General features: G+C 33.7%; 24 protein-coding genes. 14 read left to right on the plus strand and 10 right to left on the minus strand.

Annotation, left to right across the window (positions count from 1 at the left end; translation table 11 throughout):
* The first annotated feature begins 296 nt into the window (after nt 1–296).
* From J536_RS12035 to J536_RS25675, 5 genes are all read left to right on the plus strand, one after another.
* On the plus strand, nt 297–707 hold the full coding sequence (locus J536_RS12035) for a DUF2946 domain-containing protein (RefSeq protein WP_032063021.1): 411 nt from the start codon (nt 297–299) through the stop codon (nt 705–707).
* Between the two features lie 72 nt (nt 708–779).
* Complete coding sequence (locus tag J536_RS25130; protein ID WP_032063022.1) at nt 780–1,589, plus strand: Plug domain-containing protein; 810 nt, start codon at nt 780–782, stop codon at nt 1,587–1,589.
* A 39-nt stretch (nt 1,590–1,628) separates the two neighbouring features.
* Nucleotides 1,629–3,734: a TonB-dependent receptor gene (locus tag J536_RS12045; RefSeq protein ID WP_032063023.1), complete on the plus strand. Its 2,106-nt coding sequence runs from the start codon at nt 1,629–1,631 to the stop codon at nt 3,732–3,734.
* A 98-nt stretch (nt 3,735–3,832) separates the two neighbouring features.
* The gene (locus J536_RS25855; protein ID WP_050680426.1) at nt 3,833–4,267 is read left to right on the plus strand and encodes a hypothetical protein; all 435 of its coding nucleotides are present in this window, start codon (nt 3,833–3,835) and stop codon (nt 4,265–4,267) included.
* Nucleotides 4,268–4,336: 69 nt separating this feature from the next.
* A complete protein-coding gene (locus tag J536_RS25675) occupies nt 4,337–4,507 on the plus strand; it encodes a hypothetical protein (RefSeq protein ID WP_155758149.1) in 171 nt (56 codons plus the stop codon).
* Between the two features lie 133 nt (nt 4,508–4,640).
* Here J536_RS25675 and J536_RS12055 read toward each other — a convergent pair whose 3' ends face one another.
* The gene (locus J536_RS12055; RefSeq protein ID WP_032063024.1) at nt 4,641–5,120 is read right to left on the minus strand and encodes a hypothetical protein; all 480 of its coding nucleotides are present in this window, start codon (nt 5,118–5,120) and stop codon (nt 4,641–4,643) included.
* A gap of 68 nt (nt 5,121–5,188) precedes the next feature.
* On the opposite strand from J536_RS12055, the gene J536_RS12060 reads away from it, so the two are divergent.
* Nucleotides 5,189–5,422, plus strand: a complete 234-nt coding sequence (locus tag J536_RS12060) for a helix-turn-helix domain-containing protein (protein ID WP_000094890.1) — start codon at nt 5,189–5,191, stop codon at nt 5,420–5,422.
* 1 nt (nt 5,423) lies between these two features.
* Here the strand turns inward: J536_RS12060 and J536_RS12065 are convergent, their stop codons facing one another.
* From J536_RS12065 to J536_RS12080, 4 genes are read right to left on the minus strand one after another with little or no spacing between them, the layout of a single operon-like run.
* Nucleotides 5,424–5,861, minus strand: a complete 438-nt coding sequence (locus tag J536_RS12065) for a hypothetical protein (protein WP_032063025.1) — start codon at nt 5,859–5,861, stop codon at nt 5,424–5,426.
* A 1-nt stretch (nt 5,862) separates the two neighbouring features.
* Nucleotides 5,863–8,184, minus strand: coding sequence for a hypothetical protein (locus tag J536_RS12070; RefSeq protein WP_032063026.1), 2,322 nt, complete (start codon nt 8,182–8,184; stop codon nt 5,863–5,865).
* Nucleotides 8,165–9,748, minus strand: a complete 1,584-nt coding sequence (locus J536_RS12075) for a site-specific integrase (RefSeq protein WP_032063027.1) — start codon at nt 9,746–9,748, stop codon at nt 8,165–8,167. Before J536_RS12075 ends, J536_RS12070 begins: the two co-directional genes overlap by 20 nt.
* A 6-nt stretch (nt 9,749–9,754) precedes the next feature.
* Nucleotides 9,755–11,092 carry a site-specific integrase gene (locus J536_RS12080; protein WP_032063028.1) on the minus strand — a complete coding sequence of 446 codons (1,338 nt, stop codon included), beginning with the start codon at nt 11,090–11,092 and terminating at the stop codon, nt 9,755–9,757.
* A gap of 933 nt (nt 11,093–12,025) precedes the next feature.
* Between J536_RS12080 and J536_RS0104415 the strand changes: the two genes are divergently transcribed.
* The 6 genes from J536_RS0104415 to J536_RS12105 all read left to right on the plus strand — a co-directional run bounded on the left by J536_RS0104415 (nt 12,026) and on the right by J536_RS12105 (nt 18,863).
* Nucleotides 12,026–12,316: a hypothetical protein gene (locus J536_RS0104415; RefSeq protein WP_032057606.1), complete on the plus strand. Its 291-nt coding sequence runs from the start codon at nt 12,026–12,028 to the stop codon at nt 12,314–12,316.
* Nucleotides 12,317–12,795: 479 nt separating this feature from the next.
* Nucleotides 12,796–13,329, plus strand: a complete 534-nt coding sequence (locus tag J536_RS12085; protein ID WP_002113678.1) for a fimbrial protein — start codon at nt 12,796–12,798, stop codon at nt 13,327–13,329.
* 87 nt (nt 13,330–13,416) lie between these two features.
* Entirely contained in the window at nt 13,417–14,151 is a 735-nt protein-coding gene (locus J536_RS12090) for a molecular chaperone (protein ID WP_002113601.1), read from the plus strand.
* Nucleotides 14,152–14,206: 55 nt separating this feature from the next.
* Nucleotides 14,207–16,768 (plus strand): fimbria/pilus outer membrane usher protein, encoded by a 2,562-nt coding sequence (locus tag J536_RS12095; RefSeq protein WP_032063029.1) that lies wholly within the window; start codon nt 14,207–14,209, stop codon nt 16,766–16,768.
* On the plus strand, nt 16,765–17,787 hold the full coding sequence (locus J536_RS12100; RefSeq protein ID WP_002113594.1) for a fimbrial protein: 1,023 nt from the start codon (nt 16,765–16,767) through the stop codon (nt 17,785–17,787). The genes J536_RS12095 and J536_RS12100 overlap by 4 nt, the downstream gene beginning before the upstream one ends.
* Nucleotides 17,788–17,891: 104 nt before the next feature.
* Nucleotides 17,892–18,863, plus strand: coding sequence for a DUF4882 family protein (locus J536_RS12105; RefSeq protein WP_002113831.1), 972 nt, complete (start codon nt 17,892–17,894; stop codon nt 18,861–18,863).
* Between the two features lie 57 nt (nt 18,864–18,920).
* Here J536_RS12105 and J536_RS12110 read toward each other — a convergent pair whose 3' ends face one another.
* Nucleotides 18,921–20,030 (minus strand): S-(hydroxymethyl)glutathione dehydrogenase/class III alcohol dehydrogenase, encoded by a 1,110-nt coding sequence (locus tag J536_RS12110; RefSeq protein ID WP_002113559.1) that lies wholly within the window; start codon nt 20,028–20,030, stop codon nt 18,921–18,923.
* A gap of 226 nt (nt 20,031–20,256) precedes the next feature.
* On the minus strand, nt 20,257–22,128 hold the full coding sequence (locus J536_RS12115; RefSeq protein WP_032057600.1) for a hypothetical protein: 1,872 nt from the start codon (nt 22,126–22,128) through the stop codon (nt 20,257–20,259).
* Nucleotides 22,129–22,311: 183 nt separating this feature from the next.
* On the opposite strand from J536_RS12115, the gene J536_RS12120 reads away from it, so the two are divergent.
* Nucleotides 22,312–23,469: a catalase family protein gene (locus tag J536_RS12120; protein WP_032063030.1), complete on the plus strand. Its 1,158-nt coding sequence runs from the start codon at nt 22,312–22,314 to the stop codon at nt 23,467–23,469.
* Nucleotides 23,470–23,534: 65 nt separating this feature from the next.
* On the opposite strand, the gene J536_RS12125 is transcribed toward J536_RS12120, so the two are convergent.
* The 3 genes from J536_RS12125 to J536_RS12135 all read right to left on the minus strand — a co-directional run bounded on the left by J536_RS12125 (nt 23,535) and on the right by J536_RS12135 (nt 25,751).
* Nucleotides 23,535–23,840, minus strand: coding sequence for a hypothetical protein (locus J536_RS12125; protein ID WP_002113703.1), 306 nt, complete (start codon nt 23,838–23,840; stop codon nt 23,535–23,537).
* An 832-nt stretch (nt 23,841–24,672) separates the two neighbouring features.
* Entirely contained in the window at nt 24,673–25,128 is a 456-nt protein-coding gene (locus J536_RS12130; RefSeq protein ID WP_032063031.1) for a hypothetical protein, read from the minus strand.
* A 188-nt stretch (nt 25,129–25,316) separates the two neighbouring features.
* Nucleotides 25,317–25,751: a GFA family protein gene (locus tag J536_RS12135; RefSeq protein ID WP_081404130.1), complete on the minus strand. Its 435-nt coding sequence runs from the start codon at nt 25,749–25,751 to the stop codon at nt 25,317–25,319.
* A gap of 188 nt (nt 25,752–25,939) precedes the next feature.
* On the opposite strand from J536_RS12135, the gene J536_RS12140 reads away from it, so the two are divergent.
* Nucleotides 25,940–26,776, plus strand: an 837-nt coding sequence (locus J536_RS12140) for a phospholipase D-like domain-containing protein (RefSeq protein WP_228130713.1), incomplete at its 3' end; no start/stop codon positions are given.

Consider the following 26,776-nt stretch of genomic DNA (forward strand, 5'->3'; position numbering starts at 1 on the left):
CGGTTGCGCCCTACTATAACAAAAATCTGATTATCTCAAAGTTATAATTGATATTTCTTATAAATTGAGATTTCTATCTATTGAAAATGAAGAGGCACAAACTATTTTAATAGGGGGGGATTAAACTTCTTATTTTTATTTAGGATTTATTATAAGATCGTTGTGTCTATAGTGAGACAAACTTTTACGTATAGTGTATACACTAACAATTGCTTACATTGTAAGGGCTGTGTTAAATTGTCATCGTCTCAATATTGAAAAAGCTTATCTTGAGAGTTGCTCTAGCCCTTGCCCTTATGGCAATGTTTCTGCAATCCGTTGTATTTATACAACCATTATTGCCAGCACAATACCGTATTGCGCTGGTCTGTGTCACTATTTCCGATGCTTTTTCCAATACTATAACTACTGCTCAACAACATAATTCCCATCATTTATCTGATCATTCAGATCAGCATCACATGATGCATGAAGATCAAAAAATCTATAAAGAACAAAGTATTCACCAACATGATATTGGACATGAATGTCCATTTTGTACGGTATTTGCCAATTTAACTACTGGCTTGGACTTTAGTCTTGAAGAAGTCTTTGACCGACTTTTTGTTCGAATGTTGGCATTTGAGCGTAATTTTCAGCATATTTATTTTGCTTTACAGCGTTTATATTTATTGCCACAAGGGCGAGCACCTCCTTTATTTGCTTAAATTTCAAATGTTTTATGTTTTGAGACATCCATTGGGTGTCTTAGCGGAAATTTATGCTTAAAAGGAATTGAAATGTCTCAATTCAAGTTAAACTCATTCTTAAATGGGAACTGTTTTATTGTTTCAACTCATGACGTATCAAAATCAATTTTGATTAATTCTGCTTTGTTTTATCGACTAGGTTTTACTTTTTTGGTTTCGGGATTATTTGGAACCACTACTTTTGCCTCAGATGATTTACAACAAACAGTGCAATTACCAATATTAGTTATCGAAGCGCGAAAAGATCTAAATACCGCATCTCTTCATTTAAAACAGGTGAATACAACAGAAAGTCGATTAGGATTAACCTCTCAAGAAATGCCAGCGACAGTTCAAATAATCACTCAAAAAGAAATGCAAAAGAAAGGTTTAAGAACAGTTAAAGAAGCCTTTGGGAATGTGACAGGGGCAACCGTTGGAAATGTACCAGGTATTCCGGCAGTTCTGACGATGCGTGGCTTTTCTGGAAATATGAATACTGTTTTACAGGATGATGTTCGGATTGGTACATCTACTTTTGTTACTCGTGATTTAGATGTCTGGAAATATGAAAAAATAGAAGTACTAAAAGGTCTATCATCTGTTTTATTTGGGGAAAAGGCCTTAGGCGGTGCAGTACATGCAAGTGGTTTCTATACCGAAAATGCTAATACATATTTCGTAAAAGGCTATACGACATATGATGCATCACTTGCGTATGATCTAAAAAATATGACTTTTACGCTTTGGGGAAGAAATTTAGCCGATAAGTTTTATGGCGAATACTCTGGTTATTCATCTAAGCAAATTTATATCGGGGCACCAACAAATGTTGAGCTTGATGTGACATTTAAATCTTAAAAGCTAACAAACAGTCTATTCATGAATTCAGAGTCGTATATGTCTAAATTTTTATTTCATCCACTAGCGTGGAGTATTTTTATCATTCAGTGTTCAACAAATACAGTTGCAGCTGAAAAGCAATTGAGTGTAGATGAAAGCACAGAGCGTTTACCAACGATTACGGTTACTGCTGAGAAACAAGATGAGAGGCATACTTCCTCACAGGCGATTACTCAGTTTAATCATGATTTATTGAATGTACCTTTTACAAAATCCCATGTCTCAGAAAAAGATATTCAAAACTATAATGTTCAAGGTATTAATGATGTTTTGGCTTTTGTAAATGGCGTCGTCTATCAAGATAGTTATGGTGGCGGTTTCTGGGATAACTACTCATTTCGTGGATTTAGTACTGACCCTAATATGGGAACGATCTATATGCGTAATGGTTTAAGTTCTGTGAGTGGCATTCATAGTCCACGAGATATGGTAAATATTCAAGCGGTTGATTTCTTAAAAGGTCCTATGGCTGCGATGTATGGTCAGGGAGCAATTGGTGGAATTATGAATATCACCACTAAACAACCTGAATGGCAACGTAAGAGTACTTTAAGTCTTAGCGGTAGTATTTTAGAGGAATATCGACTCTCGGTTGATACAACTGATGCCATTAATGAGGATTTTGCTTATCGTTTAGGCGCCTCTTATGAAGATAATAAAAGTTTTAGAGATCATGTAGATAATCAGCATTATTATCTCTCGCCACAATTAGCTTGGAGAATATCAGATCAAACGCAATTAAATCTTGATACAGAGCTTGCCGAATATCAAGGTGTCTTTGATCGAGGTATTCCAATGGTTGATGACAAAATTGCTGTAAATAAGAAAACATTCTTGGGTGAACCAAGTGATGGCGATATTAAAATTAAGGATCAGATGTATCAATTACGTTTGAATCATGAGTTTGACGATAATTGGAATAATACTACAGCTCTTACTTACAGCCATGGAGAGCGTGAAGGTATATCTACCGAAATTGGTTCAATTGCTGCAGATGGAAGAACAGCAAATCGCTTCCGTCGAGCTCGTGAATTTAAAACTGACACAATAAATTTTCAGTCAATTTTACGAGGTAAGTTTGATACTGGTTCTCTAAAACATGAGTTAGTAACTAATATAGAAGCTGGGCATTATACGATTGACCAAATTCAGCGAAGAAATGCAGCAGGTACAAATAGTCCGCTTGATATTTATAATCCAGTTTATGGCCAAAATATTTTAGTTCTGACACGAGTGACTAAAAATACCAAAGAAACACAAGACATGATCGGTATTAATATTCAGGATCAAGTATTTTTAAATGATCAATGGAATATCTTATTAGGAGGGCGTTTTAACCGCTTAGAACAGCAGATTGATAACCATCAAACTTTAATTTCTTCACAACAAACATTTACACCTTTTACACCACGAGCCGGTATTAATTTTAAACCAACTGACCGTCTTTCATTTTACAGTAACTGGGGTAAAGGTTTTGAACTTAATACTGGGTTAAATAAAAACAATGAACTTTATGAACCGGAAAAAACGAACAGTTGGGAACTAGGTACTAAATATCAGTTTTTACCACAGAGTTGGTTAGGTTTAACCTATTTTGATTTGGATAAGCGTCATTTGCTTACAGAAGGTATTACTGATAGTTATGTTGACAATGGTCATGTACAAAGTAAGGGGCTTGAGGTTGAATTACAGCATCAATTTAGCGACCGTCTCCGAGTGAATGCCAATTACACTTATAATGATGCTTCAGTCATTGAAAGTGAAGTGGATAAAAAGGGTTCAAGACTTAAAAATATTCCTAAGCATACAGCAAATTTAAGTGCTGACTATCAATTGAATATCTTTGGTCATGAGACAGGACTAGTCGGGAATATTAACTACTATGGACAGCGTAGTGCGAACTATATTGATAATGGAACAACTTTACCTGAATTTACAGTAGTGAACATTGGTGGTTATTTACAGATTCGTCCTGATCTACGTGCCCAACTCAATATAGATAATCTTTTCGATAAGGATTATTACGTGGCAAGCTATACTAATTTTTGGGTACAGCCTGGTGAACCATTAAAAGCAACTTTGCGCCTTGATTGGTCTTTCTGATTTTTTAAGTGAGATAGTGAAATTAAACAGATTAAGTTGAAACGTGATGAAGAAAAGATTATTAAGCTCTTTTATTTTTGCTAGCTTAATGATGGGTTGTGGCCAAAAATAATGAGAAAGCCAATTCAGAAGTAAAAAACCCTTTAGATGCCCAACTTCAAAAATGGATAGGTCATTATATAGGTGTAATTTTGCAGACCTCAAAGAATTTCTCATTTGTAGGTATTTTTCTTAGTATATTGTCAATTAATGTCTCAATTATATTCTGGAAATTAGACCAACGCACATCTTTCCTAATAAAACAATCTGAAGCCGTGTTTAAAAGATTAGAAAGAAATTCTCCAATTGATATAGGAATTTTTTGTAATGAAGAGGCTAATCTTGAAAAGAATAATATAGATAAGTGTTTTATTACCAAAATCGTTACTTACGGATTAATTTTTAGAACAATTTTCTTCATTACGGGTATGATAGGATGCCTTGGTGTACTTATTTTTTTATCAATAATTAATGGATATATGATTTTAAAATAGATATAACTTTTAATAGCTAAGTGGTGTGGCTAAATATGAGCAATTTTCAAACTTTTATGGAGGATTTGAATGGCTACTTTGATGACTGATGATGAGCTAGAGAAATTTGAAGCAGATAGAGATATTGGAGCTGAAATTTTAGAAGGTATAAAAGATATGCTTAATAACAATGCAGCTAGAAGAACAACTGTGATTGAAACAGATATTAGCCCAGCATCTAAAAATAGATCTAATGAATAGCAGGGAAGCCTTATTGATGGTTAAACGTCTTAAAGACTGTAGCATTGAAAATAAAGCAACCCATCCAGGTAGATCATGCCAAGTTTTGAGCTTTAAAGTCCTTCACTCAAGTAGAATTTAAATTTTTGATATTTTAAGTGGTTAATTCCTTTAATAAATCATTGAGAACATTAATTTTTGATTGAATTTCGACTTCTAATTGTTGCCTCTTAAAAATTAAGTGATCCAATTTATCATAGATTAATGGAAATTCCTCTGAGTATGTATTCAATACAGAAAGTTCAACTTTATTTCTTTTAAAATCATCTGCGAGTGTTTCTATTGCTTTATAGATCTTTCTATAGGCCTCATTAAGATTGTAGGATGTAGAGGTCTCTTTAAATTGAAAAATAGATGTATATCTAAAAGGAACTTTAGATCGATCAACAAAAAAGTATTCATCTTCAAGAGTATTTCTAAAATAAAAATAAGCGAGACTAAAATTAATTTCGTTATCTGAACGTTTCCTTTTTTCTACAAAAGTATTCCAAATAGATTTAAAGTCTTGATCTATAAACCTATTCTCCTTTATAAAGCTTAAAAAAACTATCTCAAGTACTTGTTTTCTATCCATAACAATTAGCCTTAAAACCAATTATCCCATTTTGGGATAATTTTGGCTGTAGTACAACATTTGTATCTATGAGCTCTATCCATGACCCTAGATACATCAATTTAATTAAATACCTTATTTCTATCCGAGAGGAGAAGAAAATTACTCAGGTAGAGTTAGCCTTTTCTTTAAAAAAACATCAGTCTTATGTTGCTAAAGTTGAAAACCGTGATCGTAGAATTGATCTCATAGAGCTACATGATTGGTTAAAAGCTATAAATGTTGATATTGTTGAATTTATTAAAATCATAGACCTAACTTAGACTATTCCCAAAAAATTTTCTTCCTTAATAAATGAGGAGCTAGAAAATGGTCAATTTGTAAATTTGTTTCATTCTTAACTTCCTTGATAATTCTTATAAGTATTTCAGTATTTTGATGTAGTTGAGCTTCTGAAAATTCAACTTGTTTACGAAGATTTTTATTACTTTTAGTTAAAGCCTCTCTAGTTTTTTTATTTATGTATAATTGTTTTTCTTTATTTTTTAATTTTAAAGGCGCAATTTGCTCAGAAATATACCAATTAATTAAAGTCTTTCTTTTGAATGTACTTAAAGTACTTAACCCCCCTGATATAAAGTTCTTTTGTTTCAGTCTATCATGTAATAATTTATGAGAAATTGGAGACTTTTCAAAACCCTCAAGTAGCATAAGCTGCAATTCTTGCTCGATTAATTCATCTAGTTTATTACCACGTAACATGTCAATTTTCCTCTGTCTCTAATTTTTTTTGCTCAATCGCAAATAGCTCACTTAAGGTAGTAGGTAGTTTAATGTTGTTTTCGCTATAGGGAAAAATTTGTATAGGAATAAGGTCTTTTTGTCTTAATAAAGCTTTTTCTTCCAATTCTTTTAAAAATCCTAAGTTTTGGGCCAATTCATTCAACATATCACTATAGGATTCATCAGATGCTAAGCTTAGTTTTAGTTCATTATATTGATTCAATAAACTTTGATGTTTTGTATGTAATGCTTCCAGCTCACCCTTGCGGCCCGTTAAAGCAAAATTTCCACACTGACTTCCAGATTGACAAGAAAGCCGTTTAGGGCAGTTGTGGACAGCGATCTCTCTCATACATCCGCCAAATGGTAAGGGATGTAAATAAGCATGTCGCTCTATAAGTTTATCTTTTTCATGTGTTTCATCTTCTATTAGCTCATTAAATGATTGAAAAATATCATCAAAATATTCAGACATTGGATTCTGTTTAATATAATTAGCTACTTCTTTTTTCGAATCAAAGCTTTGCAAATTCATTTTAAGATTATTCTCTAGATCTAAGTCTTGAGAAAAATGCATTAGTCCATCATGCTTTACAGATTCAACTGGAGTAATTGCTGGACTAGATTCCCATGAATGTGAAGAAGCTAATTCATATTTATCAAGAATACTAGAAGCTACCCTACGGTCTTTTAAAGCTAAATGCTGGTAATATTGATTTTGTTTAATATCAACACGTCCCATTAACACTGCTTGTAAATGTTCAGAAATACCACTTAGAGCAAGAAAAGTATTAATATTATGTCTCGGTATATGGCTCGTCAACTTAGAATGTTCATCTTCATTTTCTAATAAATGATATTTTTGGAACACTGAGATATTTTCATTAGCTCCCAAAAAACTATTTATAATACGGTTACTTAATGGAAGAATAATAGCTTTGTTAATTAGTGATCGTGATAGCGTAGTAGAACCATACTCATGTAGAAATAATAAATTTTCATATGGAATATTTACTGTCTCGCCTTCGTAACTAAATATATGATTAATAGGGGAGTCTATATTAAATTTTGCACGATCAATTAAATATTTATTGATTTCATTCTTAAGATAATATTTTTTCTTACGGTAGTCTTTCCATTCTTCTTTAAAAATTTTATAGCCTTTTAAAGTTTTATTTAATAAATCTCGTCTACCAGATTGACCTCTATTTGTGTCTCTAATACTAATACAATAATCAATTAAGTTATCTACCTCAATATATTCAGTTGGAATATCATCAATAGTTTTTGGTAAAAAATCTCTACACTGCTTTGATCTTAAATAGGAAACATGCTGTCTACATTCTTTAGTCAACTCTAAGACTGCGTTAACTATTGTTTCCACTAAATTGGCTGCTAATGGTTCAACCCAATGTATTCTATGGCCAGCGCCTTTCGCTCCGTAATATTTTATACCAAGCGTATATTGCTTTATACCATCAAGAGAAAGATGCTCTTTAGTAACTGGATCAAGTATAGGCTTTTTTATAATGCAGTCAGTTTGCAGAAGAATTGCTTCAGTAGAGCGCAAACCAGTTACTATTAATAATAGTAATAGGTTTAAAACAATCTTTTCTCCAACACTCTCACATAAACTTATTAACGATACTATATTGATAAATGTACGAATTGAAATTAGTTTTTCTTTATCAAGATCATCTTCGTCAAGCTCAACACTCTCAATCAACTCTTTTGTTTTGCGGGAATTAGGTGTTCTATTTTGTCGATTGATATACTTAAAACTTTTAGAAAACTCTAAAGATTGTTCTGTAAATCCATAGTGATTTATTAGTTCTTGTAATCGTTTATAAGTGCCGGCATGATCAGGTAGATTTATTTTACTAGAGTTTTCTTCTAGAATTTCAAAAGACTTATTTAAAATTGAAGTAGACAACAAGCATGGATGTAAATTACTCAAATCTTCTGCATAAAGAGCACTATACCAACGTTTTAAAATTAAGAACTCTGCATTTAGTTTTTGGGGTGATGCTCTAGAATTTGATTTCCTATAGCTAAGAATTATTAATGCCTTAATAAACTCTTGGAAAGTGCTATTAATTGGAATGTTATTCAGGCCTTTTAACTTTTTTATCGTGCTAAAAGTAAAGTGCGTTCTACCACTTCTCGAAAGCAACCATCCAGATCCGATAGTACCTCCATACCAAACTGGATCTTCCCAACTCCCATTAAAGTTAGCTTGTAAATTTTGTATAAAGTAATCTTTTTGCTCGTTGATAAATGCATTATATTCTTTGATCTTCACAAGAACTCTCCTTATACATTTTACAACGTGCAATTACAGATTCAATTTCAAACTTTGTTGACTCGTGAATTCTGATTAATGGATTTCTAGAAACGCCTATACCATCAGATAGTTTAATTAATTCTTTGATTTCATTTTGGACACTATTTAAGACTTGAATATGTTCACCATCAATGAATGGATGAAAATATATACACCCGTAACAATTCCTCACAGGTTGAAAGAGACATTTATCTTGATAAGAACAACCCCCAATACTGTGATGTATCTTGTCTCCAATATTTCCTACAATTTTTTTCTGTGACCAATCTTTTTTATGAGTTAAACGCCCAGTAAGCATCATTGCTATCATTTGTTGATATAAAGAATTCCTACCTAATGCTTGTGCTCTAATCTGTGCAAGTTCTGGGGTAGAAAAAATATAGTATCTAGCTGTTACAACAGAGGAATGACCTAAAATATATGCTATTTCCTCAGCAGAGGCACCAGCCATAGCCAAGCTATAACCAACATGATGTCTAAAGTCTGAAAATGAATATTTTTCTTGAATCATTTCACCAGCAAGAACTGCCTGTTGGTAATCTGGAGGGGCAAAATCGAATAGCTGCGTATTAATTGCATTTGAGCAGAAACGTGCAGAATTTTCTCCCATTTCAAATAATTTACTTTCTCTAGTTAACTGAAATCGTTTTATGTAAGTTAAAATAACTTCTGCAATTTCTTCAGGAAGTTTTACAGCAATCTTTTCATGTCTAAAACGACCTTGCTTAGCGTATGGGATAAGAATGCTGTAACGATTAAATTGATCTATTTCTCTGGTGCTATCTAGCCTAATATCTTCAGCTGCCAACTTTGCTAATTGGACTGGTCTTAATCCAGATGCATATATTAGCCCTAAAATTGAAGCATTTAATAAGGTTTTATTGTCTATCTGTTCCGAATGATTTTTCAATTGTGCATTAAGTGTTGCAAATCCTTGTTGAATCATTGTGGTAGTAGGATAATCAATAACATCTTCATATTCTTGATAAAATAGGTGAGAGTTGAATGCTTTAGGTCTTGGAATTATTCCAAGTTCAAAGTCATCTTCTATCTCAAAACCAGGAAAATTTTCTAGAATCAATAAACGAAGCAAAAATTTTATGTGTGAGTAATCTTTTTGATATTTTTCATTTGGTGCCAAATCTATTAAAATTGCTTTTAAATTCTCATAATTAAACAAAAGCTTTTTTTCTTTTAAAATTTTTATTAAAAAAATAAAAGAATAATATTTCTTTTTTAAGAATGAAGGCGTGTTTTTTTGGATAAAACTTATAAGAAAAAACTTGAGCAGAATCGCATCATATTCCTCAAAAATTGAAAAGTCTAAAGTTTCTTTATTACCCGAATAAAAAATTGTCCAAATCTTATCGCTAACCACCAAAAACTTATCATCAAACTTTTCAGCTAATAAGAATTTGACTATTTGAGGCAACTTTATTTGCTTAAGCGCTAGCTTTTGATTTATACATAAAATACTAGTTTCTTTGGATGGAATATCTGAGAAAAGATCTATTTGTGACATTTATGTTCAAAATTCCAAATTTTGGGCAGATATACGTTCTAAATTTATTAAGTTGGCATTATCAACAATGAAGCGTTTAGCATAGTGACTTGGCATTACACTATTAACACTCCAACCACCTAATACCCTTAAATCTTCTTGAGCCATTGTCATGGCATCCGAGATTCTAGAAAACTTTTTCAAATTTGCTTCACTTTGATATTTTTTTATAGCATAAGAAAGTGAAATATAAGCCCATGTATGTCGACACACATGAGGCGTGATTTTTTCTATTGTTCCGAATAACTGAGGATCGAAATACTTAGGATGTAACTCCTTAAACTTAATATCAATTCTTGAAAAAATCAAGTTTATAGCCGAGTAGCTTAAAGCAGAGTAGGGAGGCTTGAGAGAGGTAAATAGAATTTCCGTATCAGTATCCTTCCTAATTTTATCTATATACATGTTTATGAACTGGAAATCTTTATCTCTTAATTGGATAACTCTATAAGATTGTTCATTTTTGATATTTGGTTTTCTGGATCGATGATCATACTCATCATCCGTATTTGTAACTATAATGTTGTATATATTAGAATTTATGGATTTTTTAAAGGATTTAGTTGTTAAAAGCATCAGCTCACCAACTCTTAAACCATAATTAATCATCAAGTGAACGATTAAGAAATTTCGAAGCTGGGTGTTTTTATCAGTAAATGGATTATTTATGTTTTTATAATCTTTATTGTTAGGCTTAATTATTTCATAAAGACATTTATACATATCATTATTTAAACTTTTGAAATCATGTTTGATTTCATTTTTTACTGTGGTACTTCGAGCTGAAAATTTATTAAAAATTCTCTTCTTAGAGTTTAAATAAATATCAATTCTTTTACGCTGAGATTCTAAGTCTTTTTGTGGGATTTCTTGATATCGGATATCCCAGTATACATCCAATAAATATTTAAAATACTTCAGTAAGGACCTCATACGTTTCGTAATGGTCCTATAATCAACATTTGAATTTAGCCGTAGTCGTACTAAATTATTTTCTAATTTTTTCTCATTTTCCAAAAAAAACATAAAATTATCTATTTCTTTAATGTAAATCTTGGGATCATATTTTGTTGATAAGAATGACTCACAGAAAGTAGTAGAGTATTTTTGATACCAGAATTCATACCAATATTTAAGTGCAAGCATATCTGACTGTTGAGTTGCCAAACTTTTATCACTAAGAGCAGCTAAAGAGAACAACAAAGGATAAAGACATGGGGAGGAAGTTGCCTCATCAAACAATAAGGCAATTTTATTATTTTTCGAATTTTCTTTAGAAAGATGAATTGTTTTTGTGAAGAACATAGAGCTTACCGCAAACTTTGTGAAGTAATTAAGATATAAACATAAGTAAAAAAAGTCTATATCAAGTTTTAGGATAAGTAGTTGAATTATGGTTGATGAAGGTAGCTTATGAACTAAATGTATCATGTACTTAATTTAACATAATATACATTATACGAACAGTTGTATAATTCAATATTGTCCCATAGCTTGGTAGCTATCTTTCATTTGTTTGTAGTGCTTATTTCTTTCTAGCTATTGCGGTACTTTTAGCTATGTGGAATGAATTTTTATTCTAATTAAATTCAGCACTAGCATCTTCTGACGTTGCTATTGATGGATAATAAATAGGATTCATAAAATCTAATTAAATAGAAATTATGATTAGGTTTGGCTAATAATCGCTTGTTTGATTTTTATTGAGCTTTTCTCTACCTAGAGCTCCTAGAAATTAAAACTATATTTCGCCAGACCATTTTCCTAAAATCTTTAAAGTCTATGCTAAATTCTAATTTATTAGCTCTGATATGCTCAAATCCGCAATATAAAGCAAATTACAGATTAGTTTAATAATGTATATTTAGTCACATTTTTATTAAAATCTATATTTTATTTCTCAGTAATAATTTTGAAATATAAATTCTAAATTAAAAAATGAATTATATTTTTATTAAATATTTTAATGTATATCATGCTGTTTTAATTTGCAGTCTGTTTTTTTATTAATCATTATTTTTTAAATTTTTAAAAATAACAATAACTTAATATTGTTTTGGTGGTTTTATTATTAATAAATTTTTAGAAATTATAACTATTGCATTATTTAAAGTATTTAATGTGATTTATATCACGTATAAATTAATAATTTTTTATTATTTAAAGCTTAATGATTGTTTTTAAATTAAAAATAAGGTATCAAATATATATAAACTATTTTATAAATAGGTATATAAAATGAAAAATAATATATTTAAACTTCTTGTTTTGATAGTGCTTTCCTCTTACACACTATTTTGTTATGCAAGTAACACAATAATGATAAGAGGAAATATTGTTGAAGATACATGTTCAAGAGAACATAGCGAGATAGAATGTGTTGAGGTAAATAATTTAAATATTAAACTTGATAGTGAATATTTAAATAAAGATAGTCTTTTTAAATTAGCTCAACATACTGAGAAAATGGACACAAGCATTGAGAGCATAAGTTCTAACCACAAAGTCGTGCTTATTAATTACCATTAATATCCAAACTTATTTCTGCAGTAAGTTTGATGAAAGAGTGATTTGTCGAATTCGTCGCATGTTTTGATGAATTGATTGATGAGTCACTCTTTTTTTATAAAAAATGACTATTTGTATATTTTTTCTGTATACATATGCATAATTTATTCTATATAATTGTATTCTATGAATTTAAGCTTATTTTTCACATAATTTGTTTAATTCTTTTTTATTTACATCGTGTTCTTATGTAACTTGCTTCTCTTCATAGCTTTTCTTTTTTATAAAACAAAAAAATGTTCATAAACAATGGTATAGGCTATTGATAGCGGCTATACATCTCAAATAATAAATGTGATTGAATTAAAATTATGAAAAAATAATGTGATCTAGTTTGCATTTTGTTTAATAAGTGTTAAGATCGCCGCATTACTTTTCAAGATGTCAAACACTGGAAAAGTAAGGAAATAAACTTTTATCCAGACTTTTGAGAAAACACTATGAAAAAACTTGCTTTGATCGCTGCTCTTTCGGTTGTAGGGATTGCTAATGCTCAAGCTGCTGATGGTACAATTACAATTAATGGTTTAGTTACAGACAAAACTTGTGACATCGTTACCCCTGCTGGTAAAGACTTCACAGTTACTCTTCCAACTGTTTCTAAACAAACTTTAGCTGTTGCTGGGGATGTTGCTGGTCGTACTCCTTTCCAAATCAACCTAGCTAACTGTTCACAAGGTAAAGTAGCTACTTACTTCGAACCAGGTGCAACTGTTGACTTTAATACTGGTCGTTTACTTAACCAAGACGCTACTGGTGCTAAAAACGTTAACGTTCAACTTTTAGGTAGCAACAACAACTTCATCCCAGTACTTGCTGCGGGTGCAAACGGTGCTCAAGCTAACTCTCAATGGGTTGACGTAGCTGATGGCGCAGGTGCTGACCTTAACTACTACGCTGAATACTATGCAACTGGCGCTTCTACTGCTGGTAAAGTAACTACTTCTGTTCAATACACAATTATCTATCAATAATTAATTGGTAGCGGGGTTTCTATGTCCGCATGGAAACCCTGTTTTGTGTAACGCTTTCCTGAATCTTTCTTGGTTGAGAACTCGAAAATGAAATTGAACAGTTATAATTTTTTGTTAGGTTTAGCATTTGCTTCAGCAGTTATTGCACCTGCTACTCAAGCAGAAATTGTAATTCATGGCACTCGTGTAATTTACCCGTCAGATGCTAGAGAAGTTACGCTACAAGTTAGCAATAACGGTTCAAAGCCAGCACTTGTCCAAGCTTGGATTGATGAAGGTGACCCAAAAAGTACACCGGACCAATCAAAAGTTCCTTTTATGATTGCTCCTCCTATTTCTCGTGTTGAAGCAACGAAAAGTCAGACTCTTCGTATTACAGCTTTACCAAATGCTTCTCAGTTAAATCAGAAGCAAGAAACAGTTCTGTGGTTGAATATTTTAGATATTCCACCAAGACCTACTTCAAAAAGTGAAGATACGACGCCTGATAATTTCTTACAACTTGCAATTCGTTCACGTATTAAATTCTTCTATCGTCCTTCATCGATTAAAGAAGATGCGAATTTAGCATCAGATAAGCTTCAATGGATTAAATCTGGTCAAAGCTTAACGGTAAAGAATCCTACCCCTTTTCATATCACAATGACTTCTGTTTACCAAAAGGCAGGTGATAAAAAGGTTGATTTATTACCTCAGGGGCTAATGATTAAGCCTTTCTCTGAAGCGTCAGTTCAGCTTAAGAATGGCAACCTTCAAGATATGAGTTTTATTAACGTCAATGACTACGGTGGTCGCGTTGAGCACCCGATAAAACTTCAGTAATCAGATTTATCTTTTTAATAAATTTAAGCACCTATATGTGTAGGCGGACTTAGCTATGCCAAAAAAAAGGCAAGAATCTTATAAATTATTAAAACGCCATATTTGTTACTACTTGGCTTCTGGTGTTGTCACAATGACAATGCCTGTATTCGTGCATGCTGAAGAAACAACTACGAGTGCTCCAGTAGAGGCTGAATTTGATTCTGCTTTTTTAATTGGGGATGCTCAGAAAGTTGATATTTCTCGTTTTAAATATGGAAACCCTGTTTTACCAGGCGAATATAACGTTGACGTATATGTAAACGGTCAATGGTTTGGTAAACGTCGTATGGTCTTTAAAGCCTTAGACCCTAATAAAAATGCAGTAACCTGTTTTACAGGGATGAACCTGCTTGAGTACGGCGTTAAACAAGACGTTTTGTCTAAACACACTACCCTTCAAAAAGAAAATAATAGTTGTTATAAAATTGAAGAGTGGGTTGAAAATGCATTCTATGAATTTGATACCTCTCGTTTACGTGTAGATATTTCTATTCCGCAAGTTGCTTTGCAAAAAAATGCGCAAGGCTATGTCGACCCAAGCGTATGGGATCGCGGTATTAATGCTGGTTTTCTGTCTTATAGTGGTAGTGCCTATAAAACATTTAATCAGTCGAATGATCAAAGTGAAACAACAAACGCATTTATGGGCGTTACGGCTGGTTTAAATATTGCTGGCTGGCAATTACGTCATAATGGCCAGTGGCAGTGGCAAGATACACCTGCTGAAAACCAATCTAAATCAGATTATCAAGAAACAAGTACATACTTGCAAAGAGCCTTCCCTAAATACCGTGGTGTTTTAACGCTAGGTGATAGTTTTACAAACGGCGAAGTATTTGACTCTATCGGTTATCGTGGTATCGATTTCTCAAGTGATGACCGAATGCTACCAAATAGTATGTTAGGCTACGCCCCGCGTATTCGTGGTAACGCAAAAACCAATGCAAAAGTTGAAGTTCGTCAACAAGGCCAACTTATCTATCAAACAACTGTTGCACCAGGTAATTTTGAGATTAATGACCTTTACCCTACTGGTTTTGGTGGGGAAATTGAAGTTTCTATTATTGAAGCAAATGGTCAAGTACAAAAATTTTCGGTTCCATATGCTTCAGTTGTACAAATGTTGCGTCCAGGTGTAAACCGTTATTCTTTAACTGTAGGTCAGTTCCGAGATCAAGATATTGACCTTAATCCTTGGGTAGTTCAGGGTAAATACCAACAAGGTATTAACAACTACCTAACAGGTTATACAGGCATACAAGCTACAGAAAATTATGCTGCTGTATTGTTAGGTGCTGCTTTTGCTACACCAATTGGTGCTGTTGCATTAGATGTGACCCACTCTGAAGCTGACTTTGAAAAACAGTCATCACAATCTGGGCAAAGTTTCCGTTTAAGCTATAGTAAGTTAATTTCTCCGACTAACACAAACTTAACTCTTGCTGCCTATCGTTACTCGACGGAAAACTTCTATAAATTACGTGATGCTCTACTTATTCGTGATTTAGAAGAAAAAGGCGTAAACACTTATGCTGCTGCTGGCCACCAGCGTAGTGAATTCCAAATTACTTTAAACCAAGGACTTCCTGAAGGTTGGGGTAACTTCTATGTAGTGGGTTCGTGGGTTGACTATTGGAACCGTAGCGAAAGTACTAAGCAGTACCAAATTGGTTATAGCAATAACTACCATGGTTTAACTTATGGTTTATCTGCGATTAACCGTAAGGTTGAGTACGGTTCAAATGATGCGACGCATGATACTGAATATTTAATGACGCTTTCATTCCCAATTAACTTTAAAAAGAATTCAGTCAACATCAACGTTACTGCTTCTGAAGACAGCCGTACTGTTGGCGCAAGTGGGATGGTTGGTGATCGCTTTAGTTATGGTGCCTCTGTTTCACATCAAGACTATGCAAATCCAACATTTAACGCTAATGGACGTTATCGTACGAACTATGCAACTGTTGGCGGCTCTTATAGTATTGCTGATTCTTACCAACAAGCAATGGTTAGCTTAAGTGGTAGTGTAGTTGCACATTCAGATGGTATTTTATTTGGACCTGAGCAAGGTCAAACAATGGTACTTGTACATGCACCTGATGCAGCTGGGGCAAAAGTTAATAATACCGTTGGTTTAAGCGTAAATAAGGCTGGTTATGCGGTTATCCCGTATGTTACACCTTATCGCCTAAACGATATTACGCTTGACCCACAAGAGATGTCGAGCCAAGTAGAGCTTGAAGAAACAAGTCAACGTATCGCACCTTTTGCTGGTGCAATTGCGAAAGTAGATTTTACGACCAAGACAGGTTATGCAGTCTACATTAATAGTAAAACTGCTGATGGCAACAGTTTACCATTTGGAGCTCAAGTCTTTAACCAAAAAGATGAAGCTGTAGGTATTGTTGCACAAGGTAGTATGATTTACTTACGTACCCCACTTGCTCAAGATAGTCTCTATGTGAAATGGGGCGACGAAAGCAATGAGCGTTGTTCGGTTGAGTACAACATCAGTAATCAGTTGCAAAACAAGCAACAAAGCATGGTAATGACTGAGGCTGTCTGCAAATGAAAAGAATATTATTAACAGGTTTTTTATTTACGGCTGGTCTTGGTGTATATGGTGAAGCCAATGCTTACTGTACACTCAGTTCTGGATTCAGCACAGTTGATATATCAATGGCTGTTGGACGAGTTGTTGTTCGACCAAGTGATCCTGTTGGAAAGGTTCTAAGAAAAGCAACTTTTCCAATCAACTCAACTGGACAGGCTTCAACAGCCAAATGCACGTCATATAGTGATAGTATTACAGCGGTATTAACTCAAAGTTACCCTTTAAGCTCACTCGGTAACAGTATTTATTCTACAAATATTCCTGGGATTGGTATTCGCTTATATCGTGAAGCTGAAAATGCAACTAACTTTTCAGGGTATTATCCATATAGTCGTAGTGTGACACCAGGTACGAGTTATTTTCTTGCTTCGGGATATTTTGTTGTCGAAATTGTGAAAACAGCTGAACAGACTGGTTCGGGCACGTTAGTTCCTGGCTTATATAGTCGATACTATGTAAGTGGTTATATGAACCGCCCTTTTTTAACCAGTACTGTTAATGGTAATGCGATTACCATTGCTTCTTCTTCATGTGAAATCCAGGGTAATATTAATAAAGTTGTACAGCTTCCAACCGTTACAAAAGCTGGGTTCAAAGGCGTTGGTTCTACTCAAGGCGAACAAACCTTTGATATGAACATCTTATGTAATGGTGGTATCAACCCTACTGGCTACGAAGAGAAAAACCTCATTAGTTTAACTTATGACTTTACCCAAGACGGAACAAACACTCAGGTACTCGCAAATACTGCTCCGACATCTGAAAAAGCAAACGGCGTAGGTGTACAGTTACTCTGGAACTATCAAAATAAGAATCAAGTCATCAAAAAAGGTGACAAATTAGCCCTAGGTACATTGTCTTCTAACCAGACAATTCAATATAACGTACCGATGACTGCCCGCTACTATCAAACAGCAACAAATGTGACTGCTGGTAAGGTCCGTGCAATGGCTACTGTAACTATTGAATATGATTAATCATATTCAATAGTTTTTAAACCCAATAATTTTAAATATTAATAATAAATTTTACTTTATCACTACTTTCAAAGAATTTAATACTTAACTTAATAGGAATATTTATGAAAAAAATAGGTATAGTTGCTGTTAGTGCAATTACATTATGTTGGGCAATGTATGAGGTATCTTCTGATAATACCAATACAGTAACGCCTAATCAGGCTAGCCAAAAAGTATCATCTAAAAGCATTTCATCGACTACAAAGAATGAAAAATTAGCGTCTCAAACCCTCTTAGCTCAAACTACCTCCCTTAACTCTTCTGCTCCAGTCTGCAAATACAATTTTGACGCGACTCAAGCAGATTTCGATCTATGGAGTAATGAAAATCCTGGATATGTTCCTCTGAAGATATTCCCATCGATAGCAGGCCAAAAATTTAGTCTTAAAGTAGAACCTAGGCCAGAAAGTGAGTATGGCTACATAGATTATGTAGCTAGAAGTAAAGCTAGTCTTAATTCGTCTAATGACATTGGAGATTTCACACTTCCTCATACTGGTATTATCGCATTAGAAATAGAACTTAAAATACCAACAATAAAACTTGTTAATTCAGGATTTGAAAACAATACGTATATGTCTAGTATTTATTTTACGGGCGTGACAAATAATGGTTATACAGTTAGATCAAGCTATGGGTTTGATATGGGAAGTTATGATCCAGATTTTGGTGAAAACCCTCCTATGTTAATTTATTCTGTAAATTATCGTCTTAGCGATAATAGTGGGCCTGATCATTCCTACTACAAAAGCCAGAACATGACAAATAATACACAGGAATATCAACGATTAGGAATATATATTAACCAGAATAATGGGCAGGTCGGTTTTATTGTAAATGGTGTTGATCAAGGTTATAAATCTACTTTACCTGCTCCACTTGAAAATATAAGTTTTAATGTAGTAAGTGGTTTATCAATATATTCTAATCAGTTATTTGGGCAAGAGTTGTCTAGTGAACTCATTACTGACCGTAATGCATTACAGTTTAACTATCCTCAGGGCACAACAGACATGTGTGGTAATGCTATTTAAGATATAAAACTATAAGTGGTAAAAAAGGGCTGAATCACAGCCCTTTTTTTCTTTTATTTAGAAATGAATGACAGTACGAATTGATTTACCTTCGTGCATTAAATCAAAAGCGGTATTAATGTCTTGTAGAGGCATTGTATGCGTTACAAAAGGTTCAAGTTGAATCTCACCTTTCATAGCATCTTCGACCATTTTAGGAAGTTGTGAGCGGCCTTTTACCCCACCAAAAGCAGTACCTAACCATTTACGGCCTGTCACTAGCTGGAATGGACGAGTCGAAATTTCTTGACCTGCACCAGCAACACCAATAATAACGGATTGTCCCCAACCACGATGTGCACACTCTAGAGCCGAACGCATAACCTTGACGTTACCAATACATTCAAATGAATGATCTACGCCCCAACCTGTCATTTCTACAATCACTTGCTGAATAGGTTGGTCATAATCTTTTGGATTTAAGAAATCGGTAGCACCAAACTGTTTAGCAAGTTCAAATTTATCTGGGTTTGTATCTACGACAATAATGCGTCCTGCTTTCGCTTGGCGTGCACCTTGTACAACAGCTAAACCAATACCGCCTAAACCAAATACGGCAACAGAATCACCTTCTTGTACTTTTGCTGTGTTATGCACGGCGCCAATACCAGTTGTCACACCACATCCAAGTAAACAAACTTGTTCGTGATTCGCTTCAGGATTGATTTTAGCCAAAGAGACTTCTGCAACTACCGTATATTCACTAAAGGTTGAACAACCCATGTAATGGTAAATCGGTTCGCCGTTATATGAAAAACGTGTGGTTCCATCCGGCATTACACCTTTACCTTGAGTAGCACGTACCGCAACACATAAGTTGGTTTTTCCAGATTTACAGAATAAACACTCTTTACATTCAGCCGTATAAAGTGGAATCACATGGTCACCAGGTTTAACGCTTGTTACGCCCTCACCCACTTCAACCACAACACCTGCGCCTTCATGACCTAAGATGGCAGGAAAAACACCCTCTGGGTCATCGCCAGATAATGTAAAAGCATCGGTATGACATACCCCTGTATGGGTAATTTTTATTAAAACTTCACCCGCTTGAGGTGGTGCAACATCAACTTCAACAATTTCTAAAGGTTTTCCTGGGGCAAAGGCGACAGCTGCACGAGATTTCATCTTTGGGTTTCCTTTAAATCATTCGGTATTTATAGTCGAGCAAAATAGATTATATATCTCTAATACAAGAGCTTAATTTTGCTTAAATTAAAATTGGCTTTCATGACAATCCATCACAGCATAGCCAGTCAGATACATCTAAGCAAGCCTACATTTAAAAAAGAAGAAAACCTCTTACTTGAAGAGGTTTCTTATCAAATCATTATCTTATAAGCAGCTTTTTTACTTATAGGTAAATATCTGGTGGATATGGTGTGTTATCACTAATTGGAGAATAAAGCGTATTTTCAATAAAGAAGCCATTTGGAGCTTGAGTGGTATCAATCGTAATTGAATCATACATAACTTGTGGATATGCCCAGATAAATTGCTTCATTAACCCTAAAGAAACATTGTTTTTCATGTCACCAAAAATTCGTTGCCAAATGGGTGTTCGATATGGCTTGGTTTTATCAAAACCATAGATATAAGCAATAGAGGCATCGGGAACAAAACCAGATAAATAAATGACTTTATTGGCAGGATAGCCTAACCCTTGTATAGGTATTTGGGAAACTGCCTGATGTGCCAAGTCTAAGCGAGCTTCTAGCAACCAGTCATAAGCTTCTGTCATCATGTAATCAAAATTAGGATATGAATAATGTTGGCTTGGATAGTTAATATAAGTAGCTAATGTCTGAATTGGGGACTGAATGGAAGGAAAGAAAATAAGAGGACTAACTTTGGCAGTAGAATATTTTGCTTTGATCACGGTACGAATATTTTGACAGGTTTGACCTAATTTATTTCTAAGCCATGTTTTAAACTCATCATATGGCGTTCCTGTTTTATTCATTGCCTCATAAATAGTACCCAAATCTGGTGCATATAATCCTGTATCCGCATTAAAAGCCAATTTTGTTGGGTAGTCATACACACAAGGTAGATTGGTGTCAGTGTTATACCACCACCAAGGTTCACCAATCTGCATATTTACATCGCATCCACCCCCTACCATTGTATCTGCAAACTCAATAAAGACTTTATGTAGATATGCCAAAGCATTCTGATGACTTAAACTAAAAAAATAGCTCGGTGGTTGGTAACCTGTTTTACCTAAATTACTGTTCCAGTCACGCTGTGCCCAATATTCATTTGCGCCCAAGGAATACATTTCAAAGCTTACCCCAAAAATGGGTTGCAAACTGGCGTTATGCAAAGCCTGAGCATATTTCTCATGCCATTTACGAGTGCATGAGTTAACGACCGCCTCGCCTGTCACCAACGTATCAGGTATCTGCCATTTATTAATATCACTTTTCCATGTCATTTCTGGATAATGCGACATCCCACAATAGTGGTTAACAAAACCCTGGTATCCCAAAGCGACCATATTGTTGACTAAGCGCTGAGGATTTAAGTCATAGTGGTCATCATAGCTGGTGCAGATGCCATAGTTGTGCTGTGGCACAACTACACGGCTCAAATTTAACTTTGCATTTGTTCCAGTTACAACGGAGTTAATGAGGCGAATGTAGCCATCTTTTGGTTGACTTAAAGGTATAGCGGTTTGACCATTATAGTCACTGGTAAAGCCAGAAAATGAGATTCGCTGAATATTGGTTACTGGAAAGCTATCTGTAGCAGAGAAGCCTGCTTTTACTGTATCCCAATTAATACGAATATGCGCCGTTCGCGAGGAAGGATTATTTGCGTAATTAAATAGAACAATATATGCAATTTTATTTACGCCATTTTCATTATAGTACACCGTTAAAGTGGGCGTTAAACTTGGATTGTTAAGCATTGGCATCGTGGCAGATAACTCAATATCGAAGTCCCAAACCACCCCTGCATAGCTATATTTGGTTTGATACGCTAAAAATTTATGATCTTTAGTGTCATAAGAATCCCAAGTAATTCCTACCAAATCATTTGTCATACGTGATCTAAAAGATGCTTCAAAACCATTTCCATAGTTCGTAATGGCGAAAGACATCGTTTGCGGGCCGTCTATTCTCCAATAAATAGGGCTAAACCGATCAATAAGTGTATTCTGAGTGATTGGGCGAGGTGATGTATTAGTATTATTTTGTACATTCTGTGAGTTATTTATCATGTCTACATTCTCTTAATGTATTAAGAGATTTTATATTAAATAATAATTCCTATGTTATTGTTCAGATAAGTAACAATGACGTTTAAATTATTTACAGTTTATATTTTTCATAAAGTTCAAAATAAAATTAAACATGAAATCTTAATATTATCCTAAAATATTTTTACACTGAGGAGTTAATAAATGGAAAATTTTATACAGCCTATAAATTTTAAAGGTTTGTTTTTATTTACTCCTCTTGTATTTGCATTATCAGGTTGTACTGAAACTTTATATTCCAACACAACGTCACCCGCAAAGACCTTTTCGGAAAGTAACTCTTATCCAGAGATCGACACAGCATTAGGAGAAAAGATACAGCCTAACGAAGAGTTGCTCGCTCAAAACATAGCTCAAGTCATTGAAAAGTCAATTCGGGAACAGTATACGGCTGGAAATGCTTTACGTGATGCACATCCTAAGGCGCATGGTTGTGTTCGTGCCGATTTTCATGTCTCAAAAAATATACCTGCCCAGTTTGCTAAAGGAATGTTTTTTCCAGATCGAAGTTATCAAGCCTGGATTCGTTTTTCTAATGCTTCAAATGACGCCTCTAATGCCGACATTAAAAAAGATGCACGTGGCATAGCAATAAAAATTTTAGGTGTGTCTGGACAGAAAATTTTAGAAAGTGAAAAGCAAGCAACCACTCAAGATTTTATTATGATTAATCATCCAGTCTTTTTTGCGAATGATGCTAAACGATATCTTTCTTTTATGAATGACGTGAATAGCCATAATATGGTCAGAAAACTTCACATTCCATTTGCGTTAGGTTTTAAAGGAACAATGAATGCTCTGGGAGCACGTAATTCACAAATTGCAAATCCATTATACGCACGTTATTGGTCTATGGTTCCCTATCAGTTAGAGCTTGGCAATGATCGACAAGCAGTTAAATATTCAGTACGTGCTTGTTCAATGCAGCCAAACAATCTACCCAAGAATCCTAGTCATGATTTTTTAAGAGAAGCTTTAAAGAAAACTTTGCAAAGTACAGATGCTTGTATGGAATTTCTTATTCAACCACGAACTTCAAATCAAATGTTGGTAGAGGACTCAATGACAGAATGGGATGAAAAAGCAGCTCCTTTCTATCAAGTAGCAACTATTCATATTCCCAAGCAGAACTTTGACACACCAGAACAAAATAAGTTTTGTGAGAATCTGTCTTTTACACCGTGGCATGCCCTACCTGAGCATAAACCATTAGGCGCAGTAAACCGAATGCGCAAAGTCATTTATGAAAACATCAGCAGAGTTCGACATGATATGAATTCAGCTCTTAGACAAGAACCTTAAATACCTTATCCATTGTGGTTTGGTGTAAAAATTTTTCTAAAGATAAGAGTTTGCAATTGTTTCTTTTAAGGGAGATTTTTGCTTGTATCGATAGTGATTCGATCAATAAAATCTGCCAACCATAAAATGAAGTCATCTTCGCTTTTATGCTTTGGAATCAAACTCATATCTAACTTAATAGGAAGTTCATTTTTTACACTAATAACAACACCTTCGAAGTTCACAAAGTTATATAAAAACTTTAGTTCAGTGCCTGCAATAGCTTTTTTTATTTCTACAATAAGATTATTTAAATTTCTAAAATGATTGTTTGAATAAGAACTTTTAATATTTTTATTAATTTTTTCTGCTAATAGTAAGTATTTTGGCATTTCTATCTCCTTATTAATTATTTGTAAAATATAAGTATAAGTTGAAAGCTATAAAAATAAGTTTTTAATTTTTATTAAATTGTTTCTGTATTTTTAATTTTAATTGATAAATTATGTGCGATATAACTGTTTTATAGATTTAAAATGTGATTTGTTTGGGATTTTATTCTGATTAAATTGGTAGGTATTCTTTAATCTTATTTAAGGGTAATTAATTAAGTTTTATATTAAATAGGCTCAATATTTAAAATTTTGAGCCTATTTAATTTTTAATATTCACTTAAGACTAAAATTAAAAATTCACATCTTAAGTCAATTTTGGGAAATTCTTGATTTTATGAATTTTCCCACATTTTCTGCATTCTTTAATTTCGTCATGAGTAATATCAAAGTCATATTCCCAGACATGAATACAAAAAACTTGTCTAAGGTTGTGGAGCATAGACACCTCCTTATAAAAAACCAACTCATTAGTAAGTTCTTTATGAATGCAGTTCGCTTATTTTGATGAGTTTTCCTCTTTAGCTTTATCCTCCTTGTGTTTACAGCAGTAACCGAAAACAGCACCAGCACTAAAGAAAAACATAGCCTTGAACATACTTATCTCCAAACGATAATTAAGTAAATTTAAAATTAACATTGAAGGTTGTATCTGTTTTTAGGCCAATGAGACAGATTCTGTGCGTTATGCAAACTTTTGTGAAAAGTTATAACAATATATTTTTTATGAATAAGGTGAATAAAATTAAAAAACCGCCCCAGTAGGCGGTTGCTGAATTTACAGCGAGATATAGAAGTGTAGTGGACGATCACTTCTATATTTTTTATGTACTTATTTTTCTTGGCTTATAATTTTATTAAAGGCATCTGATTTGAAATAATTAATGATCATCTCTCCACCATCTTGTGTAGAAGATGATACTTTGGGTGGTTCCTCATAATTAAACTTATAGTCTGGAGGAATAAATTTTGAGATTGGTGGAAGCTTTGCCTCACCTCCTGTTGTAATTCTTTCAATAAAACCTGCAAGCCAGAGTATATATTCATCTTTATTTTTATAGTTAGGCATAAGGCTCATGTCTAACTTAATGGCACACTCCTCTAAAGGCTTAGTTAGGCATTCCTCAAAATCTATAAAATTGTATTTAAGTTTAAATTTGGTGCCTTTAATTTCATTACGAATTACACCAACTAATTGATTTAAGTGTTCTGCCGAGCTTTCTGAAAATAAATTTTTGTCCTCAATCTTTTTATATACATTCTCAGCGATGATTAAATATTGTGGCATCTCTATTTTCTCCCTTTTATTATTAAGCTACTCACTCGGCTCTTTAAGGAAGTATGATAGATATCATGTTTTCTAATGTAATTGTTGTACTGCCAATTGTAATTAGTGTGTTTTTGTGAAACCTGCAAGCATAACCATCCGAAAAAATTAAATTTAATGCAGACTAAGTCTCATTTTTAAAAAATTCTTTAATCAAACAATATGTTTAGTTCATTTAAAGTTGGAAGTTCATCGTAAGATTCATCTGCATCTACTATGTTTACCCAATTTGACTTTGAAACTATACAAAAATTAAGCTTTTTTAGAACAACAATATCTTTGTCTAATAAACCTAATGGAATCCACATAAAATCAGTAGTGCCTACCAAGTTAGGTACTGGTGAGCCACATTGACTGCAAAATGAAGATGTAAAGCCTGTTTCTTTTTTATAGGTACGGACAAGTTCTAAACCTGATAACCATTCAAATTTATCCTTATTTACTAATGTTGCTGCATTTGCCCCCGTTCCAGTTTGTTTACGGCAGAGACTACAGTGGCAGTGATAGACCGTGTTTATTTTCTTAGTAACTGAAAATTTGATTTCATTGCATAGACAAGAACCCACGTGACTCATCTCAAGCATCCTTAAAAAATAATGTTGAATATAGCATTAGGCATAAAAGGGTTAAATTTAACTTTATATTTTTAAATAGATATATCTCTATAAAAATAAAGAATTGCTAGCGTTGAGGCTTGGCAGAATGTATTTATAACGTTTAATATGAATTTTGACATATAAATTGAATATAAAAATGCTGTGATGTGCTTATCTTGGATGCGACTTTAAAAGCTTACATGATTAATCAAATTTATCAGCAGTATAGTAGTATGGCATTAAATGCTTGGGGCTTTACACATACACCTTCGTATAACGGTACATACGACCCTGATGAGAATGATATAGTGACGAATAGCTTTAATTGGTTGAATGATGAGCAAGCTACAAAAAAAACAGAACAAGGACTGACTGCTTTTGTGGCATTAGATGATGCCTTTATCAGTATCGCTTCTCGTATGTATCTAATTAGAAATGCAAAAGAAAAAATCGATTTACAATATTATATTTGGACAAATGATTTTGTTGGAAACTTAATGCTGCACGAGTTACTAACGGCGGCAGATCGTGGCGTAAAAGTTCGGTTACTCATTGACGATCAAAATGGAGTAAAGCTGGATGGAGTTCTTAGAAGCCTTCTCCACCACCCCAATTTTGAAATTCGATTATTCAATCCATACAAGTTTAGATATTTAAGAATTTTAGACTATATTTTTCGGTTCAAAAAAGTAAACCATCGCATGCATAATAAGTTAATTATTGCGGATGGCGTGATTGCGGTAACAGGCGGTCGAAATATTAGTAGTGAGTATTTTGACGCAAGTAGTAAATTTCAGTTTACAGATCTAGATATTTTATTTTATGGACATACCGTACAACATGCACAGTCTGTCTTTAATGATTTTTGGCAAAGTGATTTAAGTCAAAATGCTACTGAGCTAGTGGGAACATGTGCTGTTCACCATTTGCAAACACTAAGGCAGCACTACCATGATTTAATTCATGAAAGTGAGAATCATACTCAAACTGAAGATAAGCTTTACGATGCTCAA

The organism is Acinetobacter sp. 809848 (assembly GCF_000581275.1).
In the GTDB taxonomy this organism is placed as follows: Bacteria; Pseudomonadota; Gammaproteobacteria; order Pseudomonadales; family Moraxellaceae; genus Acinetobacter; species Acinetobacter pittii.

Excerpts from the sequence above, each read along its gene's own strand:
- J536_RS12115 (WP_032057600.1), bottom strand. The coding sequence starts at position 22,128 with ATGATAAATAACTCACAGAATGTACAAAATAATACTAATACATCACCT.
- J536_RS25675 (WP_155758149.1), top strand. The coding sequence starts at position 4,337 with ATGGCTACTTTGATGACTGATGATGAGCTAGAGAAATTTGAAGCAGAT.
- J536_RS12110 (WP_002113559.1), bottom strand. The coding sequence starts at position 20,030 with ATGAAATCTCGTGCAGCTGTCGCCTTTGCCCCAGGAAAACCTTTAGAA.
- J536_RS12060 (WP_000094890.1), top strand. The coding sequence starts at position 5,189 with ATGAGCTCTATCCATGACCCTAGATACATCAATTTAATTAAATACCTT.
- J536_RS12095 (WP_032063029.1), top strand. The coding sequence starts at position 14,207 with ATGCCAAAAAAAAGGCAAGAATCTTATAAATTATTAAAACGCCATATT.
- J536_RS12085 (WP_002113678.1), top strand. The coding sequence starts at position 12,796 with ATGAAAAAACTTGCTTTGATCGCTGCTCTTTCGGTTGTAGGGATTGCT.
- J536_RS25130 (WP_032063022.1), top strand. The coding sequence starts at position 780 with ATGTCTCAATTCAAGTTAAACTCATTCTTAAATGGGAACTGTTTTATT.
- J536_RS12055 (WP_032063024.1), bottom strand. The coding sequence starts at position 5,120 with ATGGATAGAAAACAAGTACTTGAGATAGTTTTTTTAAGCTTTATAAAG.
- J536_RS12105 (WP_002113831.1), top strand. The coding sequence starts at position 17,892 with ATGAAAAAAATAGGTATAGTTGCTGTTAGTGCAATTACATTATGTTGG.
- J536_RS12100 (WP_002113594.1), top strand. The coding sequence starts at position 16,765 with ATGAAAAGAATATTATTAACAGGTTTTTTATTTACGGCTGGTCTTGGT.
- J536_RS12090 (WP_002113601.1), top strand. The coding sequence starts at position 13,417 with ATGAAATTGAACAGTTATAATTTTTTGTTAGGTTTAGCATTTGCTTCA.
- J536_RS12130 (WP_032063031.1), bottom strand. The coding sequence starts at position 25,128 with ATGCCACAATATTTAATCATCGCTGAGAATGTATATAAAAAGATTGAG.
- J536_RS12135 (WP_081404130.1), bottom strand. The coding sequence starts at position 25,751 with ATGCTTGAGATGAGTCACGTGGGTTCTTGTCTATGCAATGAAATCAAA.
- J536_RS12120 (WP_032063030.1), top strand. The coding sequence starts at position 22,312 with ATGGAAAATTTTATACAGCCTATAAATTTTAAAGGTTTGTTTTTATTT.
- J536_RS12075 (WP_032063027.1), bottom strand. The coding sequence starts at position 9,748 with ATGTCACAAATAGATCTTTTCTCAGATATTCCATCCAAAGAAACTAGT.
- J536_RS0104415 (WP_032057606.1), top strand. The coding sequence starts at position 12,026 with ATGAAAAATAATATATTTAAACTTCTTGTTTTGATAGTGCTTTCCTCT.
- J536_RS12035 (WP_032063021.1), top strand. The coding sequence starts at position 297 with ATGGCAATGTTTCTGCAATCCGTTGTATTTATACAACCATTATTGCCA.
- J536_RS12080 (WP_032063028.1), bottom strand. The coding sequence starts at position 11,092 with ATGTTCTTCACAAAAACAATTCATCTTTCTAAAGAAAATTCGAAAAAT.
- J536_RS12125 (WP_002113703.1), bottom strand. The coding sequence starts at position 23,840 with ATGCCAAAATACTTACTATTAGCAGAAAAAATTAATAAAAATATTAAA.
- J536_RS12065 (WP_032063025.1), bottom strand. The coding sequence starts at position 5,861 with ATGTTACGTGGTAATAAACTAGATGAATTAATCGAGCAAGAATTGCAG.
- J536_RS12045 (WP_032063023.1), top strand. The coding sequence starts at position 1,629 with ATGTCTAAATTTTTATTTCATCCACTAGCGTGGAGTATTTTTATCATT.